This is a genomic window from Acinetobacter sp. M5A5_2a (assembly GCF_053345265.1).
This window is the reverse complement of record NZ_JBKEZV010000003.1, coordinates 1-20,592: the sequence shown is the minus strand read 5'-3', so window position 1 is coordinate 20,592 and position 20,592 is coordinate 1. Positions and strand designations below refer to the sequence as shown.

The following is a 20,592-nucleotide window of genomic DNA, read 5'->3' as shown; positions in this document are numbered from 1 at the left end:
CCAATCGCCGTCTTGTCATCTATTATTGCGCACATGCCCGGGTGGTGAAATAGGTAGACACAGGGGATTTAAAATCCCCCGCCCACAAAGCGTGCCGGTTCGAGTCCGGCCCCGGGCACCATTTTCAAATATTGAATTTGGTGTTACAAAGAATCCAGCGTAAGCTGGTTTTTTTATGCCTAATTAAAATGAATTTTATGATAAGAATATTATTACTTCTGTGTAGCATCCTTTCTATATCCAAGGTTTACGCTACAGATCTTTTTTCTGGCACTATTTCTTTCAAAGATGACAACTGGTACTTTTCACGCTGCTCTATTACCAAAGATAATTACTTAATTAAAGCACCTGAGCAGATCATAGATAAATTCAAAGCATTACAACAAAAACGAGAAACTTATTGGATCAGTTTATTAGCAGATGCCGATTATCAAGAGAATGGTGTTTTAGTGTTAAAAATTAAAGAAATAAACGAAATTCATTCAAAGGCATCTTGTCATTTATTAGATGCATTTGAAAATATTGAGAATCGAGAGTAATCACCACTCTCGATTCATAACCAGCTCTTCCATCTCAAGATCTAAATATCCTGCACCCTGCGCCACCATCATCATTGCCTCAGCAATATAGTCAGCAGCACTATCATCTAGTGAAGAATCCAGATCTTCAAACTGTGGTTTCATTTCATTAATTTCAATAACAGTTTGATGAGCATATCGATAGATATCCTGATCAGCTAAAGCAGACTTTTGAACTTTTTTGGCAAATTGTTCAATTAACTGCTTGAGTTCAGCGACTAAAATATCTGGATAATACTCATCATCAAACATTGGGAGAAGTAAGTCTTCGAACATACAAAAGTTTACACAGCAGCAGAAACCTGCCGCTTATAACATATTTTCAAAATAATAACGACAAATTTCCCTGACTCAATCATCCAATTCATGAAATTAATTAATCATGATTTGTTTATAAAAGCTTATTTTTCAAGCTTGTTCCATCGCTTTCCAAATGAGAATTGCATCATGCATGGCTTTTACATCATGTGCACGAACAATGGATGCTCCTTGCTGAATACTAAGCAAATGCCCTGTAACGCTTCCTACCGCGCGTTGATCTGCTGCTACACCCTTTAAAGCTTCACCAATAAAACGCTTACGAGAAAGACCAGATAAAATTGGATAACCCATATCATTAAGTCTCCAAAACTCTTTTAATAGTTTTAAATTTTGCTGTGCATTTTTTGCAAAACCAAATCCCGGATCGATAATAATATTATGCTTTTTCACACCAGCGGCTAGAGCCTCATTAATACGCTGCTGAAGCTCTTGCATTACATCTAACGTTACATCCGTATACTGATCTAGCTGATTCATTGTGGTGGGCTCCCCACGCATATGCATGATCACTACAGGTATATCTAACTCTGCTGCCGTTTTTAATGCATCTGGTCGAGTAAGCGCACGCACATCATTCCAAATATGTGCCCCCGCTTCTTTCGCTGCACGAATAACATCAGGCTGACTTGTATCAATCGATAGAACCACATTATGTTTAGCTAAAGCTTCAACTACAGGAACAACTCGTCGTACCTCCTCTTCTACACTTACTTCTGATGCACCTGGTCGAGTAGATTCCCCGCCAACATCTATAATTGTGGCGCCTTGTTCAATCATATTTAATGCATACGCCACAGCTTGATCTAACTGATTATGCTTTCCACCATCACTAAAAGAGTCTGGTGTGACATTTAAAATGCCCATAACGTGAGGCTGTGATAAATCTAACTGAAGCTGTCCACATTGTAGAATTCGCTGAGGTAAAGGCATTAACTGCATGACAAGCTCCAATTTAATATTCGGCAATATTTTAACAAGTCTCTACTCGATATACTGTTGATTTCTTTTCGGCTTTGTCTGAAATACACGCATAAAAAAAGAGCCACATGATAGTGGCTCTTTTTTTTAACTGGTTTAGTTCATTGCTGGTAATGGTGGTGGTGTAGATGGACCATCTTTTGGTGGTTCAAATGCAGCCACTGGATTTTCAGCAACATAGACCTTAGGTGGTTGTGGTTCACGACCTTCCATAATGTCACGAATTTGATCACGATCAATGGTTTCCCACTCCATCAAAGCTTTTACCATTGCGTGTGCAATATCTTTATTACCTTCTAAGATATTACGCGCAACTTTATATTGCTCATCAAGAATACGGCGTACCTCTTCGTCAACCAACTGTTGAGTTGCTTCAGAGATAGTACGACTACCTACATTTCCAAAGAAACCATTCTGGTTTTCGTCTTCGTAAACCATTACACCCATTTTGTCAGACATACCGTACTTAGTAACCATTGCACGCGCCATTTTAGTAGCTCGCTCAAAGTCATTTGAAGCACCAGTAGATTGCTGTTGGATAAACACTTCTTCAGCAATACGACCACCAAACAAAATCGCAATTTCGTTTAGCATCTTGTCTTTATAATGGCTAATCTGGTCTTGTTCAGGTAACTGCCAAGTTACACCCAAAGCCCAACCACGTGGCATGATTGTTACTTTATGAACAGGATCTGTACCAGGCAAAATCTCTGCAACAATTGCATGACCAGCTTCATGATAAGCAGTAGCACGACGCTCTTCTTCACGTAGAACCATCGACTTACGCTCTGGACCCATGTAGATTTTGTCTTTTGCATCTTCAAAGTCATGCATATCAACAGTATTCTTATTACGACGTGCAGCAAATAATGCAGCTTCGTTAACAAGATTTGCCAACTGTGCACCAGAGAAACCTGGTGTACCACGCGCTAAGACTTGCATGTCCACACCCGTGACTGAAGGTAACTTTTTCAAATGTACATTCAGAATTTGCTCACGACCACGAATATCAGGTAAACCAACCATTACTTGACGGTCAAAACGACCCGGACGCAATAATGCTTTATCAAGCACATCAACACGGTTAGTTGCAGCAATAACAATTACGCCTTCATTACCTTCAAAACCGTCCATCTCTACAAGCATTTGGTTTAAGGTTTGTTCACGCTCATCATGACCACCACCTGTACCTGAACCACGGTGACGACCTACTGCATCAATCTCATCAATAAAGATGATACATGGCGCGTGACGCTTCGCTTGCTCAAACATGTCACGGACACGGGACGCACCCACACCCACGAACATTTCTACAAAGTCAGAACCTGAAATGCTGAAGAAAGGAACCTTCGCTTCACCAGCAATTGCTTTAGCTAATAACGTTTTACCAGTGCCCGGAGGACCAACCATAAGTACGCCACGAGGAATAGTAGCGCCCAAACGTTTGAATTTTGCTGGGTCTTTTAAGAAATCTACAATTTCAACAACTTCTTGTTTTGCTTCATCACAGCCGGCGACGTCAGAAAAATTGACTTTGATCTGGTCTTCAGAAAGCATTTTTGCCTTCGATTTACCAAAACTCATCGGTCCATTCTTTCCGCCTGCACCACCACCCATGTTACGCATAAAGAACATGAATAACAAAATGATTAACAGTACAGGGAAACTAGCAATGAGAAGTTGCATCAAAATGCCTTGACGTTGTGGAGCTGTTCCCTCTACAACAACATTTTGTTTATTTAAGCTTGGCATAAGCTCAGTGTCTTCAACTTGCGGACGAACAGTTTCAAACTGTGATCCGTTAGTTTTTTCACCATTAATATTTAAACCGTCAATTGTGACTTGCTTAATTTGGCCACTATTCACCGCTGCAACGAAATCTGAATATTTCATCGCAGTAGGCTTATTGCGGTCACTGATATTACTGAAAATTAAAATCAGAACACCAAGTATTATTAGCCACAATACGGCATTCTTGAAGTAATCGCTCAAAGCTTTATTCCCATATCGATCTAATTTGATCATGCCCAATCTTGGCCGATCGTCATAAAAGCAGCAACTGTATTGCTTGCGGATAACCTAAAAGTACAAAATGCACAATTTTTAGGAGCTTGGCAAGTAAACTTTATTGCAATGCTTTCTTACGCCCTTGTCCAATCAAAAAAACCTCTTTAGACCGCGCCCGAGAAGCTGCTGGTTTTGCTGTCTTTAACACATCAAAACTATCAACTACTTGTTTACGAAACTCATCGAATCCTGTGCCCTGGAACACTTTAACAACAAATTGTCCATTAGGACCCAGAACCTTTTGAGCGAAATCTAAAGCCAATTCACATAAGTAAATCTGTCTAGGTTGATCAACGGCCCTATTACCTGATGTATTGGGGGCCATATCAGAAATTACAATGTCTACTTGTCGCCCATTTAAAATATTTAACAATTTTTCAAATACATCTTCTTCTCTAAAGTCGCCTTGTAAGAAAGTGACATCAGGCAAAGTATCCATAGGCAAAATGTCGGAAGCAACCACTAAACCTTTGCTACCAACGAGTTTCCCAGCGATTTGAGACCAACTACCAGGAGCCGCGCCTAAATCCACTACAGTCATGCCTGGCTTGATCAACTTATATTTTTCTTGGATTTCAAGAAGTTTATAGGCTGCTCGAGCACGATATCCTTCCTTTTGTGCTTTTTTTACAAAAGGATCGTCCAGATGTTCCCTCATCCATACACGACTACTTTTCGACAATTTCTGGTTTGTAATGCGTGTTGCCATAACTCACTAAATATCAAAAAAACTTCTGATCGTTCATTGTACGTGAAAATTACTCTCATTACAGTACGGATGTAGCGTAATCTCACTAAGTTTTACAGTTTTTTTCCAATAATGTTGATCGATTATTTATACAGTTTTTCGTACATCTGGTTTTAAGTTTTTTGCTATACTAAGCCGTTTTTAAAATCAGGTATTTTTAATGGCCGCTTTATCTATCCATGAACGTAAACGTTTACGTCAAATTGGTCATGTGCTTAATCCAGTTGTCATGATTGGTGGACAAGGCTTAACAGACGCGGTAATCGAAGAAACGCTTCGTGCTTTAAATGACCATGAGCTTATTAAAGTTAAGATTGCTGGTGAAGACCGTGAAGCGCGTACTGCAACAATTGACGCAATTGTAGAAGCGACAGGTGCTCAAGCTGTGCAAAAAATTGGTAAAATTGTTTTGCTTTACAAAAAGGCAGCTAAACAAAACCAGCATTTATCTAATCTTGTTCGTCACGCTCATCTAGCAAACTAATTTAATTTGACAAACTATGGCAAGTTACGAACTTTCAGCTTTTGATCGTTTTCAAGCTGTTTCCGTTGTTGGCGCAATTGAACAGCAAGCACCCTATACCTTAAATATCGGTTTTTGGATTCGTGATCCAAATCAACTTATTATCTGGCCTCAAGAAGTCGCGGCTCATCCTCGTCAAGATTTTTTGTGGGAAGAAACTTGTTTCGAAATTTTTGTTGGCGTGCATGGTGAAGATTATTATCGGGAAATTAATCTTTCCCCTTCTCAAGCATGGCAGTCATATCAGTTTGAAGAATATCGCTATCCAGAAAGTATGCCTCCCCTTGCTGCTTACGATATTGAACTGAATCATCTCAAGCGTACTCACTATGGCCTAAATGTTAGTCTTGATTTAGGACAATTTATGCAACAGCATCGCTTGAAATGGGCAAACCTTTATTTAGGTTTGACTACAGTTTTAAAGACCAAAGAAGGTATGCAGTACTATGCAATGCAGCATAGTGGAAAAAGTGCAGATTTCCATAATAAACGTGACTGGTTACATCAGTTCTAAAAATAAAAAAGCGAGAAATTAATTCTCGCTTTTTTATAGCTGGATCAAAGCAGAGATCATTAATTGTCTCGTGCTTTATTCCAAGCTTCGACTGCATTACTTTTAGTACGCTTAATACTTTCACTTAGAGAATCTTTGTGTTTCAAAGAAATCTGGCTAATATCACCCTTAAGCTCTTTGCTTACTTTCGTTAAATCTTCAATAAGTGCATTAATTTCTGCTTTCAAAGCATTTTTAAGGTCAGACAAGCCTTCTTGTGAAGTACTAAATTGAGCTTTAATCACATCCAGACGCTGTAGAATATCTTGTTTAATTTGAACAAATTGATTTTGAATGTTCTTATTTAATTCGTGAGTTTCAGCTTCAATTTTCTCTTGAGTCTCGCTTAAGACTTCTTTGACTTGTTCTTGAGTCTCAGTAATTGCCTCTTTTACCTGAGTTGTTGCTTCTGTAGCAACTTCTTTAACTTGCTCAGTTTTTTCGGCAACAGCTTCTTTTACCTGTGCAGTTTTAGCAGTTACTGTTTTTTTAGCCTTAGTTGTAGTAGCAGCTATGGTCTCTTTCACTTCATTAACCTCAGCTTTTACCGACTCAACTACCGCTTGAGCTTTTTCGCTCACATCTGTTGAAACTTCATTATTGCTCATACTATTTCCTCATATTGTTTATTTTTTAACTAGCAATACAATAAATCTAGTTCCAAGAATTCCCCTTGCAAATTGTTAGACAATTTATCAAAAGTATCTAATTCGGATAAGCGGATATTTTTTTGTAAAAAGCAAGCAATGAATTATATTTTTTAGCAGAAAAGAAATAGACTTTAGAGGGTTCCATGCGTATAATGCGCTGTTAAGTTACAAGCGGGCAGACCGATAGGGAGGGCATGTTTTATCCAAACATCGCCGATCTTTTTTGGGTCTACTCGCTTTTTTACAGCCGAAATTCAGGAGCTTTGGTTTGAGCATCCCCGCCATTTTAGCCCTCGCAGATGGAACGATCTTTAAAGGAACGTCAATCGGCGCACCGGGAAATACGACTGGAGAAGTCGTTTTTAACACAGCCATGACAGGCTATCAAGAAATTTTGACTGACCCAAGTTATGCACAACAAATTGTGACATTAACTTACCCTCATATTGGCAACACTGGTTGCAACTCGGAAGACGTTGAATCTGGTCGTATCCATAAAGTATGGGCGAATGGTTTAATTATTCGTGACCTTCCACTACTACACAGTAATTTCCGTGCTGAGCAGTCGTTGAGTGAATATTTGCAAGCGCATAATGTTGTTGCTATCGCAGATATCGATACTCGTAAACTGACTCGTATTTTACGTCAGACTGGCGCCCAAAACGGATGTATCCTTGCTGGCGAAAATATTACAGAAGAAGAAGCAATTGCAAAAGCACGTGCTTTTGGTGGCTTAAACGGTTTAGACCTTGCAAAAGAATGTTGTGATCCAACAGGTTTTGAATGGTCTGAAGGTTCATGGACCTTAGGCAAAGGCTTCTCTCAACCTGAATTAAAATACCATGTAGTTGCATACGATTACGGTGTCAAAACCAACATCTTGCGTATGCTTGCAGACCGCGGTTGCAAACTAACCGTTGTTCCTGCAGAAACTCCGGCTGAAAAAGTATTGGCACTTAATCCGGATGGCGTATTCCTCTCAAATGGTCCTGGCGATCCAGCTGCTTGTGATTACGCGATCGAATCTGTAAAAACTATTGTTGAAACCACAACATTACCTGTATTTGGTATCTGCTTAGGTCACCAAATTCTGGCACTCGCTTCTGGCGCAAAAACTGTAAAAATGAACCATGGTCACCACGGTGCTAACCATCCTGTACAAAATCTTGAAGATGGTACAGTGATGATTACTTCACAGAACCATGGTTTTGCTGTAGATGCAGAAACTTTACCGGCTAACTTAAAAGCAACGCATAAATCATTGTTCGATGGCACCCTACAAGGTATCCACCGTACAGACAAACCAGCTTTCAGCTTCCAAGGTCACCCTGAAGCAAGCCCTGGCCCACATGATTGTGCACCTTTGTTCGATCATTTCATCGAACTTATCGAAGCATCTAAACAGTAATTACGGAGCGAATAATGCCTAAACGTACGGATATTAAAAGCATCTTAATTATTGGTGCTGGCCCGATTGTGATTGGACAAGCATGTGAGTTTGACTACTCAGGTGCTCAAGCGTGTAAAGCACTTCGTGAAGAAGGCTATCGTGTTATTTTGGTTAACTCTAATCCAGCAACCATCATGACAGATCCTTCAATGGCTGATGCAACTTATATTGAGCCGATTACTTGGCAAACAGTTGCACAGATTATTGAAAAAGAACGTCCAGATGCAGTATTGCCAACTATGGGTGGTCAAACTGCATTGAACTGTGCCCTCGCACTTGATGAGCACGGCGTTCTTGCTAAATATAATGTTGAATTAATTGGTGCAAGCAAAGAAGCGATTGAGAAAGCCGAAGATCGTAAACTCTTCGATATCGCTATGCGCAAAATTGGCTTGGAATGTCCAAAAGCTGCCATTGCTGAAACAATGGAAGAAGCTTTAACAATCCAGTCACGCTTTGGTTTTCCTGTAATTATTCGTCCATCATTTACAATGGGTGGTTCGGGCGGTGGTATTGCATATAACCGCGAAGAATTCCTTGAAATTTGTGAACGTGGTTTTGACCTCTCTCCTACTCACCAGTTATTGATCGATGAATCTTTAATTGGCTGGAAAGAGTACGAAATGGAAGTTGTTCGTGACAAAAACGACAACTGTATTATCGTATGTGCTATCGAAAACTTCGATCCAATGGGCGTTCACACTGGTGACTCAATTACCGTTGCTCCTGCTCAGACATTAACAGACAAAGAATATCAATTGATGCGTAATGCTTCGGTTGCAGTTCTTCGTGAAATTGGTGTTGAAACAGGTGGTTCTAACGTTCAATTCGGTATTAACCCGAAAGATGGACGTATGGTTGTCATCGAGATGAACCCTCGTGTATCTCGTTCATCTGCTCTTGCTTCTAAAGCAACAGGTTTCCCAATCGCAAAAATCGCAGCAAAACTTGCTGTTGGTTATACCCTTGATGAATTGAAAAATGACATCACTGGTGGCGTGACTCCTGCAAGCTTCGAACCATCGATTGACTATGTTGTAACGAAGATTCCTCGTTTTAACTTCGAGAAATTCCCACAAGCAGAACCTGTATTAACCACTCAGATGAAATCTGTTGGTGAAGTAATGGCAATTGGCCGTAACTTCCAGGAATCTGTACAAAAAGCATTACGTGGTCTTGAAGTTGGTGTAAGCGGTTTTGATGAAAAAATCGAAGCTGGTGCAACAAATGCAAAAGAAACCATTTTAAAAGAGCTTAAAGTTCCAGGCCCTGAGCGTATCTGGTATGTAGCAGATGCTTTCCGTCATGGCTTCTCTTTAGATGAAGTATTTGAAGCAACCAAAATTGACCGTTGGTTCCTCATTCAAATTCAAGACATCGTTAAAACTGAAGCTGAAGTAAAAGCTTTAGGTTTTGGTGACTTAAACGCTGACAATATCCGTGCTTTCAAACGCAAAGGTTTATCTGACCTGCGTATTGCTGACCTCATGGGTATTTCACAAAAGCAATTCCGTAAACAACGTTGGAATTTGGGTGTTTATCCAGTTTACAAACGTGTTGATACATGTGCTGCCGAGTTTGAATCTGGTACTGCATACATGTATTCAACTTACGATGAAGAGTGTGAAGCAAACCCATCAAATCGTGACAAGATCATGGTGATTGGTGGTGGTCCAAACCGTATTGGTCAAGGTATCGAATTTGACTACTGCTGTGTACACGCGGCGCTTGCTATGCGTGAAGATGGTTATGAAACAATCATGGTTAACTGTAACCCTGAAACTGTTTCTACCGACTATGACACATCTGACCGTCTATACTTCGAACCTGTAACACTTGAAGATGTGCTTGAAATTGTACGTACAGAGAAGCCTAAAGGTGTAATCGTACAGTACGGTGGTCAAACTCCTCTTAAATTGGCACGTGCTTTAGAAGAAGCTGGTACGCCAATTATTGGTACATCACCAGATGCAATTGACCGCGCAGAAGACCGTGAACGTTTCCAGCAAATGATCCAACGTTTACAGCTTCGTCAACCAAACAACAGCATTGTAAAATCTGCTGAAGAAGGTATCTCTGAAGCTGCAAAAGTAGGTTACCCGTTAGTTGTTCGCCCATCTTATGTATTAGGTGGTCGTGCAATGGAAATCGTGTATAACGAAGAAGAGCTTAAACGTTACCTTCGTGAAGCAGTTCAGGCATCTAACGAAGCCCCTGTCCTTCTTGACCGTTTCCTAGATGATGCAACTGAAGTTGATGTTGACTGTGTATCTGACGGTAAAGACGTTGTGATCGGCGGTATTATGCAGCACATCGAACAAGCTGGTATTCACTCAGGTGACTCTGCATGTTCAATTCCTCCTTATTCTTTATCAAAAGAAATTCAGGATGAAATGCGTCGTCAAACTGTTGCGATGGCAAAAGAACTTGGTGTGGTTGGTTTGATGAATGTTCAATTCGCAGTTAAAGGCGATGATGTTTACATTCTTGAAGTTAACCCACGTGCTTCACGTACAGTTCCATTCGTATCGAAATGTATTGGTGATTCTTTAGCAAAAGTAGCTGCACGCTGTATGGCTGGTCAATCACTTGAATCTCAAGGATTTACTAAAGAAATCATTCCAACACACTTTGCTGTGAAAGAAGCTGTTTTCCCATTCGCTAAATTCCAAGGCGTAGATCCAATGCTTGGACCTGAGATGAAATCTACAGGTGAAGTAATGGGTGTAGGTAAAACATTTGGTGAAGCATTCTATAAAGCTGTTTTAGGCTCAAATGAACGCTTACCAGGTTTACCAACCGAAGGCGAAGTGAAACATGCTTTCTTATCAGTACGTGAATCTGACAAGAAATATATTGCAGATATCGCTAAGAAATTAGCTGCATATGGCTTCAAGCTTATTGCAACAGGTGGTACATACCAAGTGCTTAAAGAAGCAGGTTTAGAATGTGAATCTGTGAATAAAGTAACTGAAGGTCGTCCACATATTGTTGACCGCTTGAAAAATGGTGAAATACACCTTATTGTCAATACCACTGAAGGTAAACAGGCTCAATATGACTCTGCAATGATTCGTCGTGCTGCCCTACAAGGCAAAGTGTATTACACAACGACTATCAATGGTGCAGAAGCTGTTTGCCAAGCCTTTGCTGTGAAATTGCCAATGGATGTATACCGCTTGCAAGATTTAACTGTAGGTTAATTTGTTACCGATAAGTCCCGTCACCTTATCGGTGGCGGGATTTTTTCATTTTTTTAACTGTGTTTTCTCAAATTAAGAGGGACCAAAATGCAACGCTATCCAATGACCCCTGAAGGTAAAATTGCCTTAGAGAAAGAATTACAACATTTAAAATCTGTTGAACGCCCACGTATTATCCAGGCGATTGCTGAAGCACGTGAGCACGGTGATTTAAAGGAAAATGCTGAATATCATGCTGCTCGTGAACAGCAAGGTTTCTGTGAAGGCCGTATTCAGGATATCGAAGGTAAACTCGGTGCAGTTCAAGAAATTGATGTCAAAACACTTGAGCAAAATGGTCGTGTTGTATTTGGTGTGACTGTCACCATTGAAAACTTGGATACCGAAGAACGTAAGACTTATAAAATTGTAGGCGATGACGAAGCAGATTTTAAAATTAATAAAATCTCTGTGAACTCACCAATCGCACGTGGTCTTTTGAGTAAGAGTGAAGGCGATGAAGTAAAAATCGTGACTCCTCAAGGCGAAGTCGAATATGAAATCGTAAGTGTAGAATATCTCTAAGATAATACACAACTAGCCCCTCTTTACGAGGGGTTTTTATTTAATACCATTGATATATTTTTGGGAAATCACAAATGGATACTTCTTTAATTAACACCCCAGTTCGTCATTGGTGTGAATTTGAATTTATCCATAAAACTGTTAAAAACCCGAATATCCATATTAAAGGTCATTATTCATATTATTCAGCCTATTGGGACCAAGGTTTTGAACGTTGTGTCGTACGTTATTTACATGACAAAGCCTCTACACCCGACAAACCGATTGACCAACTTTATATTGGTAATTTTGTTTGCTTTGGCGCTGAATGCGTAATTATGATGGGTGGTAACCAACTTCATAGACCAGATTGGATTTCGACTTTTCCTTTTGATACGCGTAGCTTCTTAGCGGCTGGTGATACAATTATTGCTGATGGTTGCTGGATTGGCAGTCGCGCAATGATTATGCAAGGTGTCAAACTTGGTGAAGGTGCAGTAGTTGCAACTGGAGCTGTAGTAACTAAAGATGTTCCACCCTATGCAATTGTAGGTGGCGTGCCTGCGAAAATTATTAAATATCGCTTTCCTCAAGAACAAATCGATAAACTGCTTGCTTTAAAACTGTATGATTTAGATGAAAAGCAGATTCTGAAAATACGTGAATATTTGCAAACTGATGATATAGATGCTTTGTCTACACATATAGAAAATTTGCGAAATCTATAAAAGTTTATCTAGAAAAATTTATTGTTATAAAGTCACAAATGATTACGTGCTTGAATTTAAATCGTCAAAAAATAAGTATAAAGTATTGAATAAATAAGCATCATTACAATAAGGAAAACACTCATGTTATATCAACATATTCTTGTACCAATTGACGGTTCTGAAACTTCAATGATCGCCATGAAAGAGGCGATCAAACTGGGAAAAGCGCTAAATAGCAAAATTACGGTTGTACAAGTTATGGCACTTGACCCGTTTATTGCAGATGTCTATGTAAAAACAGGGCAAACTAATGATTTGATTGAACGCACACGAACTTATTTACTCGATATTTTAGAACAAGCAAAACAAGAATTTGCTAATGAAGGCATTACGGTTGAAACTAAACTGCTTGAAGGTTTTGTAGTGCATGAAGAAATTATTGAGGCTGCTCAAGACTTAAATGCAGATTTGATCGTAATGGGTTCACATGGTCGTACTGGTGTTCGAAAACTGGTGCTGGGTAGCGTTGCACAAAAAGTCTTAGGCGAAAGTCATATTCCTGTTTTGATTGTTCGATAACTTCCATATTGCCTATCTTGTTGATCTTAATAATTTAGGCAATTATTTTTAAATAAATAGCCCTTAAGTCAATTTAAGGCTGCCAAGCAAATTGCTTTAAGTTTACTTTCCCATTTAACAAATAGACGCCTTCAGCTTCCAGCTTTAACTGTTGAACATTTTCACCCTTTTCATTAAATTTACTTAGGCTAATTTTGCCTTGAGAGTTAATAACGCGATACCACGGAACTTGATGATCTGCTTCAAGATGCTTAAGGACATAGCCAACTAATCTCGCATGTTTAGGTAACCCTGCCATACGAGCGACTTGCCCATAAGTTGCAACTTTTCCGTAAGGAATCAAAGCAATGACTTCTAAAATCTGCCGATGTAGTTCATACTGAGTTGTCAAAATGGACTCCATAAAAATTGACATTCTTCATATCATATAAAAAAATCTGACTAAAATTAAATGTAATCCAAGGTAGGTTTGAGGGAGATCTGCATGAAAAAAACCATACTGGTAGTGACTGGGACTTTACTATGTGTTTCTTGTACTACTCGCCCCCCAATTCTTCCTTCAAGAGAAGTACCTAAAGTATCTATAGATGGCCGCCCTATTGTTCCAGTTACTTTCGTTTTTACCACTAATTCTCCGGAAGCTGTAAAGTTTGATAATTATCAACAAATGCGGAAAGAAATTAAAATATTAAATAAATATTATGTAGATGATAAAAACAATAAAATCTTTAAGTTCAAATTAAACCGTTATATCCCTTACGAAGAGTTTTCAAAATTACATTGTGATTTAAAGCAGCAAATTAATCAGCCCTATCCTATTTCCCTCGAAACGATTCCGGCAAGCATAAAGACCTGTTTTCCAAAACGCACAGCAAGTAAAGAAGTCATTATTTTTATTTACGATGCGTACTCACCTAAATGGAAATTTGAAGACGTTACCAGCAGAGCTTTTCGCAACAATGGCGAACCCTTTGTTTTGTTAGACTGGAATCGTTTAAATTATAATATTCAGGCAGGAAGCATCCATGAAATGGGGCATGTATTTGGTCTAAAACATGTTTGCGCACCGAATGCTACAAAACGGACTCCAACGAATATTATGGCAAGTGCTGAATGTAAACGCGGTAGTGGTGGATTAAGGAATTTAGGCTTTACACCTGTACAACTTCAAACAATTTTATCGAATTATCAAAGTTATCCTTAACATATTTTAAAAACCAAGCTCTACATAAAAACCTAATTTATCTTGAGCCAAACTATAATTTTCTTGGGTCAGTAATGAAGTCATATAATTGCTGACCTTTGAAAATTCTTCCTCATTGACTGGATACGGCTGCCAAAATGTTTTTAAATTATTGGTATAAATCGGATATAAACGCAGTCGATCTTTTGACAAATCTAGCCGTGCTATACACCCATACGGCAAAGCATTGTGCTCTTCATATTCACCATTACTATTAAAAACTGCATTGCCAATACCAAACACTACAGGCTTTTGATGAATGGATTGAATAGGCTGAACAGTGTGCGCACCATGTCCAATCACAAGGTCGGCCCCCGCTTGGGTTAAAATATTCGCGAGTTTAGTTTGTTCTTTTGTAATAGGTTTAAAATCAACGCCCCAATGACAAATAACAATGACTTTATGGTGAGGATGAGCCAACTTATAACGGCTTATTTGTTCAATTAAAACTCCATTTAGACAGGCCACTCCACTCTTGTGCCCTAAAGCGTAAAAATCATAATCTAAATAAGCCGTATCTCTGTGCCAATAGCCATTAAAAATAGCGTAATACTTGTTATTAAACGTGATTTCAAAATAGCTATGGGCATCTTTTTGGTTCAATCCTGCGCCAATATAAGAAATATTGGCCTGATCAAATTGCTGTAATGTATAAGTTATTCCACTATTGCCATGATCTTTTAGATGGTTATTGGCCAACACAACATGGTTAAGGTGAATATTCTTAAATTCCGCTAATGTTTTTTCAGCCTCAGCTTTAAGAATAAATGGCTTTTTATGTGTTAATGGTGATTGATCTTCTAAAGAAAATACCGCTTCAAAGTTAGCGATATTTAAGTCATTTTCACCTAAAAAAGCTTTTATTTTTTCAAATGAATAGCTGTATCCATATTGTTGTAGGGCATCTTTTTGCCCCTTAGACTTGCGCTTTTCTGTATAGATCTCCCCAAAATAAGTATCTCCCAAAATGTTGATCATGCCACTTTGAGTAGAGCAAACTTTAGCTTTTACGTTCTGCTCTTGAAAGCAGTGATAGTAAGGAACCAAATGTTCAATTCGATGAATATCATCTAAAAATGAAAAGAAACCGATAGTCTGGTTTTCTTCAAAGAACGTGAGATAAATTTCTCGAAACGAATTAGAGAGGTATAAGACCGTTACGACTGATTGAGCCATTAATGGCGTCTGTGGATGATAGGCTTTACCCTTAAAATTTAGCTCCTTTACAAAGAACAGATTTCTAATTTCAGCTGGATAGGTATAAATATTTTTGACTAATAAAAACAAATGTTTTAGCTGATTTCGTATACCTTCTTTTTTTAAATTTAAGTGATAGATATCAGCTCTTTCGGACAAAATTAAATTTGCTTTTTCACTTGTACCGTAAAGCATATTGCTTAAAGCATTTTTTACATCTGCTGCTTGGGTAAAAATTAAGAACTGCAATAGTTCAATAAAGGTGTAACTTTCAGAAGGCTTTAGTCCTAGATTGTGCTGACCTACTTGTTCAGATAGATGTTCAGACATGACATAAACATCTTGAGCCTGTATTTTGTTTTGCTGAAATTGCTCTAATGCATAGTCGATGAGTAAGAGCGTTGAAATATCATCATCAAATTCGAATTGCCATAAAGTTTCATCAAAACTTGTAGTATCGACATGTGCTAATAATTTGATCTCAACGGGTTGGTATTTCATGGCTCATCACCCTTGTAATCTTTTACATAGGCGATATAACCCGACAAGTTATGCTCTTGGTCATCAATCCGTACTCGAAAACGGTCATGTCGAATATAAAATGCATGCAAGATTTTATCTGGTCGTGCCATATACATGGCCATTTCCGGATAAAAAAATCCTGTAGTTTGAAAATCAGCTCTAAACTCAATTAGCTTTTGAAGCTCAGACATATAAGCCTGTTCAAAAAGTGTTGTACGCCCCTGCTCTTTTAAACGGCTCACCATTTTATAAGCAGCCATTAACATCTCTAACAAAGTTGCATATGTTGTTTTTCGATTTTTAATAAAAATAAAATGTTTTAAATAATTATTTAAACCAAAAATAAAATATTTATCTTCTGGGCATATTTTAGTGAGTTCATTGGTACAATAACTTAACCAATGATCATGATATTTTTCATATCTTTTTTCAATAAAGCATTCAAACATTAACTTAACTGTTTCTAATAATCTAGAATCCTGGTTAATTTGGTATAAACGTAATAAAGCTAAAGCAGCTTCCCCATCATAATAAATAATTCTAAATTTTTCTTTTAAATCATAGTTAGGATAATTTAATACATGAGTCGTTGATCCATTTGAATCTACTAATTTCAAAATACCATTTGCGAGTTTCTCTGCATATTTTTGATAATCAGTTTTTTGGGTAATTTCTTGATATTTTGTTAGCATTAAAATAGCTGCCGCATTGGCACCCAGTTTAATTTCCAACTCCCCTTCTTTACCATCAATCATAAAAGTGGTTGATGAATCTTTTTCTTTATAAAAGTTGGTCAGTGCGTAGTGAATCGCGGCATGAATTTTAGACCAATATTCAGGCTTATTTTGCACCTCAAATGTTTCTAGTAAGGCATACACCGAGGTACAGTGACGTACCGTATTGTAGTTACGAATGTCTCGATCATAGGCAGAAAAATAACCATAAATAAATTTGCCATTTTCTTGAATCTGGCTATGCAGGAATGCCGAATTTTGTTCTATTAACTGCTGAAAATGCTGTTTCTTATTGTTTGAAATGCCTCTAATACCATTTACATCATAGCGACTCGCTAAATTAATAAATTGCCCATTTTCATAAAATGCTCCGTAGGTATCAAAAGTCCAAATTTCTTGTAGCTCTTGTAGTTTAATCTGTGGTTTTGTAGCGTTATATTTTTGCTTAATTGCATAATTCAGATTGGTTTCATCAAAGAAGTTCGGCTTATCGTAGCTCAAGCCTCGAATAATTGCTTTTCCATAGATCTCTTGTTCAAGAAAAGCCACTGAACAGTGTTCATCAAAGCCAATGCCTTTACGGTAATGGTTGTTGTGAAATTGATGATGAACCTGCTGCTCTACTTCTTTCCAAGCTTGTTTCGCTAAATTATATGCGATATCGATTTTTATATAATCAGCAAGTGATGCCTGTGCAAACTGGTCATTAATAAAATCTAATAATTGTTTTTTAGCAGACTCTAAATTTGTCTTCTCACTGTGCCATATGCTACATCTTCGGTCTTTAGGGCCATAAGATAAAAATAAAATAATATCCTGTTTAAGACTCGGAACGTGCTGAACAACTTGTTCTAACCAAAGGTTCATTTGTCTTTGGAAGTTTAAAAATGCAGTCACTCGAATTCAGTCCCTGATTGTTTGTTGTTATATAAAATTTTGAATACATCATAGCATGAACACGCTAAAAGCTAAGTTAACGTATTGTTTAAACATAAAAAAGAGAACCCTAGGGTTCTCTTTTTTATTCAATTAATTATCTATTAATAGATAATTTGACCATTAGCAAGTAACTCTGCCTCACTAGTAGTAACACCTTGTAAAACCAACAAATTCGTAAAGTTATTTGAAGGTAAAATCACTCCAGTTAAACCATCACGGTCAATCTGAATTGTTGTATTACCACCACTTACAGTGACATTTAGATATTGTCCAATAGTAAGGTCTGTTTGGGCTCCATCTAATAATGCTCTGATATCAATCAGATCAGCTTGCTGATCTGTAGCAACATTACCCACATGGAAGTTAGTCCAAGTATCTACACCATTACCACCAGTAGTTGCACCATTGCTAGCTGTTGCAGCACTTCCATTCAACACGTGGTAGATCAATGTATCTGAACCAAAACCAATCGTGCCAGTATCAGTATTGAATGTGTCATTCGCTGCTGTACTAACTACATGAGTATTGTAATCAGAAGTAGTTAGGTTAACCGTCAATGATGATAAAGACTCGTCGCCATTCGCTGCCACTAACTTATAGTTAATAGTATCGGTTGGATTAGCCAATGTTAATGATGAAGTATTGGCACGGTAATCATAGTCACCATTCGAATTAATCACAAATGTACCATTCGCAGTAGTGATAGATTGTCCAGTAGCCTCAACATACACACCAGGACTTGTTTCAACATAGAGCTTAACGCCATCAGCAGTAAAGGTACCAGTGTCTGCAACCCCACCTATTGTGTCGCCATCTACAATGTTTCCATGAATCCAATCAGATGAGTAATTGTTCAAGTGCGTTGTTGTAGTCGTCACTTGGGTATCCAACGTTGTTACACCAAGTGTTATCGCTGTCAACGTATATTCAACACGGTATGTACCTGCTCCTAAGTGCAGAACAGCATCTTGGAAAGCTACAGTTCCGAGACTAATACCACCCACACTCGCAAGCGCAGTCGCCGAACCAGTATAAGTAGTATCAACCCATACTCCACCAACGAATTGCTGAACAACATAGCTCACTGTTGGTAAAGCACTTAACAATGGCTGGTTAGCATAAGTTGCTGCTACTTGCACATCGACTAGGTCTCCTGCCGCAACGGTGAAGCTATTAGAAACTACAGAATTCGAACCAATCAAATTAATTGATATGTTCGGACTCGCAACATCAACTGGTGTATCAGTTGAGTTACTAAAATCAACCGTTGCAACAGCTTGGTCTGCGTTGGCAACGATTTGAGTCGTACCATCCGTTCCAGGACTAGCAGTATTCCAAGTAATGCTGACATCAGGTGATCCAATCTGTATGTGCAATACCGCTGTACTCGTTCCACCTGATACAGGATCAGTAATGGTGTAAGTGAAGCTATCTACTTTACCAATGTTTGCAGCATTAGCAGTTGGTGTGTAGCTATATGAACCATTTGCAGAGATAGTAAGTGTTCCGTAAGCTCCAATTACTGCTGTTGAAGAGCCAATAGATGTTGGTATTGCACCTACTTGCTCACCCACAACAGTAGACACTACTGTTGTTCCAGTAATTGTATCTGGCACATATGAAGGACCATAAATAGTCGAATCATCATCTGTGAGCACATTTCCACTCACTGTTGCTGCACTATATGTAGGTACTACTGTGTGATTATAATCATCGCGAACCACACTCATTGTACCTAACAATCCTACACCAACACCGGTATAGACCATAAATGCTCTATAAGAACCACTTGCTAAATCTGTGATAGTCGCACCGAATCCATTACCACCTAGTATTCCGATGTTAATTAATCCAGTACTAGCATCACCTGCAACATTCTGCCACGAACCATCTGGTGCTTGTTTCTGTAAGACTACTTTATAGTCGTTAAGTAAAGACAGACTTAGTAAAGCTCCATAGCTGATCGTTACATCAGAAGTATGCCCAGTCGTAATATTGAAACTTACGCTCGGGGTACCTAGAAGCGATACGTTGAGGTTCTCAGTTATACCTATTAATGCTAGATAAGTTGCAGAACCAGCATTAATACCCGTTGTAGTTAATGGAACAATATCTATTGCCACACTATCTACATTGTCATGTGCAGTAATTGTTGGCACAAGAACAAGACCAGCAAGGTTAGCGCCAGTACCCAGATTACCTGCAAGGTCAGTATAGGTATTATTTGCAACACTCAAGCTCGGTGCTGTTGCACTGCCATCTTGGGTGAAGGTCGCTGTCCAGGTCACACCACCATCTGCTGTGCTCAAGCCAGCTAAAGTACCGCCTGCCAAGGTTACATCTGTTGCATCAAAGCCAGTCACTGCTTCACTGAAGGTGAAGGTTACTGTGGTGCTTTCACCTACAGACAGGTTAAGGTCGCTCGCACTAATCGCAAGTGTCGGTGCGACAATATCTGCCACTAAACCAGCCAATGCCGCGCCAGTACCCAAGTTACCTGCAAGGTCAGTATAGGTATTATTCGCAACACTGATGCTTGGTGCTGTTGCACTGCCATCTTGGGTGAAGGTCGCTGTCCAGGTCACACCGCCATCTGCTGTGCTCAAGCCAGCTAAAGTACCGCCTGCCAAGGTCACATCTGTTGCATCAAAGCCAGTCACTGCTTCACTGAAGGTGAAGGTTACTGTCGTGCTTTCACCAAGAGCAAGATTCAGGTCAGTTGCACTGATCGCAAGCGTCGGTGCCACTACATCTGAAGTCAGGCCAGCCAAGCTTGCGCCTGTACCTAAGTTACCTGCAAGGTCAGTATAGGTGTTATCCGCCACACTGATGCTCGGTGCTGTTGCACTGCCATCTTGGGTGAAGGTCGCTGTCCAGGTCACACCACCATCTGCTGTGCTCAAGCCAGCTAAAGTACCGCCTGCCAAGGTCACATCTGTTGCATCAAAGCCAGTCACTGCTTCACTGAAGGTGAAGGTTACTGTGGTGCTTTCACCAAGACCAAGATTCAGGTCAGTTGCACTGATCGCAAGCGTCGGTGCCACTACATCTGAA

General features: G+C 39.1%; 18 protein-coding genes, 1 tRNA gene and 1 pseudogene. 10 read left to right on the top strand and 10 right to left on the bottom strand.

The features are described 5' to 3' along the window. Nucleotides 1–35 precede the first annotated feature (35 nt). Nucleotides 36–121 (top strand) — tRNA-Leu (locus ACLBWE_RS04685). Between the two features lie 67 nt (nt 122–188). Next, nucleotides 189–539 (top strand): hypothetical protein, encoded by a 351-nt coding sequence (locus tag ACLBWE_RS04680; RefSeq protein WP_447601465.1) that lies wholly within the window; start codon nt 189–191, stop codon nt 537–539. Here ACLBWE_RS04680 and ACLBWE_RS04675 read toward each other — a convergent pair whose 3' ends face one another. The 4 genes from ACLBWE_RS04675 to rlmE form a co-directional block, all read right to left on the bottom strand. Further along, complete coding sequence (locus tag ACLBWE_RS04675) at nt 540–854, bottom strand: DUF5713 family protein (protein WP_005038721.1); 315 nt, start codon at nt 852–854, stop codon at nt 540–542. Nucleotides 855–986: 132 nt separating this feature from the next. Then, complete coding sequence (folP, locus tag ACLBWE_RS04670; protein ID WP_348948867.1) at nt 987–1,838, bottom strand: dihydropteroate synthase; 852 nt, start codon at nt 1,836–1,838, stop codon at nt 987–989. A 135-nt stretch (nt 1,839–1,973) separates the two neighbouring features. Further along, nucleotides 1,974–3,869 (bottom strand): ATP-dependent zinc metalloprotease FtsH, encoded by a 1,896-nt coding sequence (ftsH, locus tag ACLBWE_RS04665; RefSeq protein WP_026056144.1) that lies wholly within the window; start codon nt 3,867–3,869, stop codon nt 1,974–1,976. A 133-nt stretch (nt 3,870–4,002) separates the two neighbouring features. After that, nucleotides 4,003–4,653 carry a 23S rRNA (uridine(2552)-2'-O)-methyltransferase RlmE gene (rlmE, locus tag ACLBWE_RS04660; RefSeq protein ID WP_348948865.1) on the bottom strand — a complete coding sequence of 217 codons (651 nt, stop codon included), beginning with the start codon at nt 4,651–4,653 and terminating at the stop codon, nt 4,003–4,005. A 199-nt stretch (nt 4,654–4,852) separates the two neighbouring features. On the opposite strand from rlmE, the gene yhbY reads away from it, so the two are divergent. Both yhbY and ACLBWE_RS04650 read left to right on the top strand, forming a co-directional pair. Continuing rightward, nucleotides 4,853–5,176, top strand: a complete 324-nt coding sequence (gene yhbY, locus ACLBWE_RS04655; protein ID WP_003650075.1) for a ribosome assembly RNA-binding protein YhbY — start codon at nt 4,853–4,855, stop codon at nt 5,174–5,176. Between the two features lie 16 nt (nt 5,177–5,192). Further along, nucleotides 5,193–5,729 carry a DOMON-like domain-containing protein gene (locus ACLBWE_RS04650; RefSeq protein WP_132068591.1) on the top strand — a complete coding sequence of 179 codons (537 nt, stop codon included), beginning with the start codon at nt 5,193–5,195 and terminating at the stop codon, nt 5,727–5,729. A 59-nt stretch (nt 5,730–5,788) separates the two neighbouring features. Here ACLBWE_RS04650 and ACLBWE_RS04645 read toward each other — a convergent pair whose 3' ends face one another. Both ACLBWE_RS04645 and ACLBWE_RS04640 read right to left on the bottom strand, forming a co-directional pair. Next, nucleotides 5,789–6,376, bottom strand: coding sequence for a hypothetical protein (locus ACLBWE_RS04645; protein ID WP_003650073.1), 588 nt, complete (start codon nt 6,374–6,376; stop codon nt 5,789–5,791). A gap of 29 nt (nt 6,377–6,405) precedes the next feature. Further along, nucleotides 6,406–6,563, bottom strand: a pseudogene (locus tag ACLBWE_RS04640) (hypothetical protein). A gap of 123 nt (nt 6,564–6,686) precedes the next feature. Between ACLBWE_RS04640 and carA the strand changes: the two are divergent. From carA to ACLBWE_RS04615, 5 genes are all read left to right on the top strand, one after another. Further along, nucleotides 6,687–7,826 (top strand): glutamine-hydrolyzing carbamoyl-phosphate synthase small subunit, encoded by a 1,140-nt coding sequence (carA, locus tag ACLBWE_RS04635; RefSeq protein ID WP_003650071.1) that lies wholly within the window; start codon nt 6,687–6,689, stop codon nt 7,824–7,826. A gap of 14 nt (nt 7,827–7,840) precedes the next feature. After that, nucleotides 7,841–11,071: a carbamoyl-phosphate synthase large subunit gene (gene carB / locus ACLBWE_RS04630; RefSeq protein WP_005038712.1), complete on the top strand. Its 3,231-nt coding sequence runs from the start codon at nt 7,841–7,843 to the stop codon at nt 11,069–11,071. Between the two features lie 87 nt (nt 11,072–11,158). Next, on the top strand, nt 11,159–11,635 hold the full coding sequence (gene greA / locus ACLBWE_RS04625) for a transcription elongation factor GreA (protein WP_003650066.1): 477 nt from the start codon (nt 11,159–11,161) through the stop codon (nt 11,633–11,635). A gap of 74 nt (nt 11,636–11,709) precedes the next feature. Beyond that, the gene (locus tag ACLBWE_RS04620; protein ID WP_231764695.1) at nt 11,710–12,342 is read left to right on the top strand and encodes a CatB-related O-acetyltransferase; all 633 of its coding nucleotides are present in this window, start codon (nt 11,710–11,712) and stop codon (nt 12,340–12,342) included. Nucleotides 12,343–12,465: 123 nt separating this feature from the next. Further along, nucleotides 12,466–12,903 (top strand): universal stress protein, encoded by a 438-nt coding sequence (locus ACLBWE_RS04615; protein ID WP_447601459.1) that lies wholly within the window; start codon nt 12,466–12,468, stop codon nt 12,901–12,903. A 73-nt stretch (nt 12,904–12,976) separates the two neighbouring features. Here the strand turns inward: ACLBWE_RS04615 and ACLBWE_RS04610 are convergent, their stop codons facing one another. Further along, nucleotides 12,977–13,306, bottom strand: coding sequence for an MGMT family protein (locus ACLBWE_RS04610; RefSeq protein ID WP_080028334.1), 330 nt, complete (start codon nt 13,304–13,306; stop codon nt 12,977–12,979). A gap of 81 nt (nt 13,307–13,387) precedes the next feature. Here ACLBWE_RS04610 and ACLBWE_RS04605 point away from each other — a divergent pair, with 81 nt between their 5' ends. Further along, nucleotides 13,388–14,107, top strand: a complete 720-nt coding sequence (locus ACLBWE_RS04605; RefSeq protein WP_447601457.1) for a metalloprotease — start codon at nt 13,388–13,390, stop codon at nt 14,105–14,107. Nucleotides 14,108–14,113: 6 nt separating this feature from the next. Here the strand turns inward: ACLBWE_RS04605 and ACLBWE_RS04600 are convergent, their stop codons facing one another. The 3 genes from ACLBWE_RS04600 to ACLBWE_RS04590 all read right to left on the bottom strand — a co-directional run. Then, entirely contained in the window at nt 14,114–15,844 is a 1,731-nt protein-coding gene (locus tag ACLBWE_RS04600) for a CapA family protein (protein ID WP_447601455.1), read from the bottom strand. Further along, entirely contained in the window at nt 15,841–17,496 is a 1,656-nt protein-coding gene (locus ACLBWE_RS04595; protein WP_447601453.1) for a poly alpha-glucosyltransferase, read from the bottom strand. The genes ACLBWE_RS04600 and ACLBWE_RS04595 overlap by 4 nt, the downstream gene beginning before the upstream one ends. 143 nt (nt 17,497–17,639) lie before the next feature. Next, nucleotides 17,640–20,592 (bottom strand): BapA/Bap/LapF family large adhesin (locus tag ACLBWE_RS04590; protein WP_447601451.1); only part of this gene is annotated, 2,953 nt, incomplete at its 5' end.

What these genes read in the sequence shown, in the direction of transcription:
- rlmE (WP_348948865.1), bottom strand. Translation starts at nt 4,653, where the DNA reads ATGGCAACACGCATTACAAACCAGAAATTGTCGAAAAGTAGTCGTGTA.
- greA (WP_003650066.1), top strand. Translation starts at nt 11,159, where the DNA reads ATGCAACGCTATCCAATGACCCCTGAAGGTAAAATTGCCTTAGAGAAA.
- folP (WP_348948867.1), bottom strand. Translation starts at nt 1,838, where the DNA reads ATGCAGTTAATGCCTTTACCTCAGCGAATTCTACAATGTGGACAGCTT.
- ACLBWE_RS04650 (WP_132068591.1), top strand. Translation starts at nt 5,193, where the DNA reads ATGGCAAGTTACGAACTTTCAGCTTTTGATCGTTTTCAAGCTGTTTCC.
- ACLBWE_RS04605 (WP_447601457.1), top strand. Translation starts at nt 13,388, where the DNA reads ATGAAAAAAACCATACTGGTAGTGACTGGGACTTTACTATGTGTTTCT.
- ACLBWE_RS04610 (WP_080028334.1), bottom strand. Translation starts at nt 13,306, where the DNA reads ATGGAGTCCATTTTGACAACTCAGTATGAACTACATCGGCAGATTTTA.
- ACLBWE_RS04675 (WP_005038721.1), bottom strand. Translation starts at nt 854, where the DNA reads ATGTTCGAAGACTTACTTCTCCCAATGTTTGATGATGAGTATTATCCA.
- ACLBWE_RS04600 (WP_447601455.1), bottom strand. Translation starts at nt 15,844, where the DNA reads ATGAAATACCAACCCGTTGAGATCAAATTATTAGCACATGTCGATACT.
- yhbY (WP_003650075.1), top strand. Translation starts at nt 4,853, where the DNA reads ATGGCCGCTTTATCTATCCATGAACGTAAACGTTTACGTCAAATTGGT.
- carB (WP_005038712.1), top strand. Translation starts at nt 7,841, where the DNA reads ATGCCTAAACGTACGGATATTAAAAGCATCTTAATTATTGGTGCTGGC.
- ACLBWE_RS04680 (WP_447601465.1), top strand. Translation starts at nt 189, where the DNA reads ATGAATTTTATGATAAGAATATTATTACTTCTGTGTAGCATCCTTTCT.
- ACLBWE_RS04645 (WP_003650073.1), bottom strand. Translation starts at nt 6,376, where the DNA reads ATGAGCAATAATGAAGTTTCAACAGATGTGAGCGAAAAAGCTCAAGCG.
- ACLBWE_RS04620 (WP_231764695.1), top strand. Translation starts at nt 11,710, where the DNA reads ATGGATACTTCTTTAATTAACACCCCAGTTCGTCATTGGTGTGAATTT.
- ACLBWE_RS04615 (WP_447601459.1), top strand. Translation starts at nt 12,466, where the DNA reads ATGTTATATCAACATATTCTTGTACCAATTGACGGTTCTGAAACTTCA.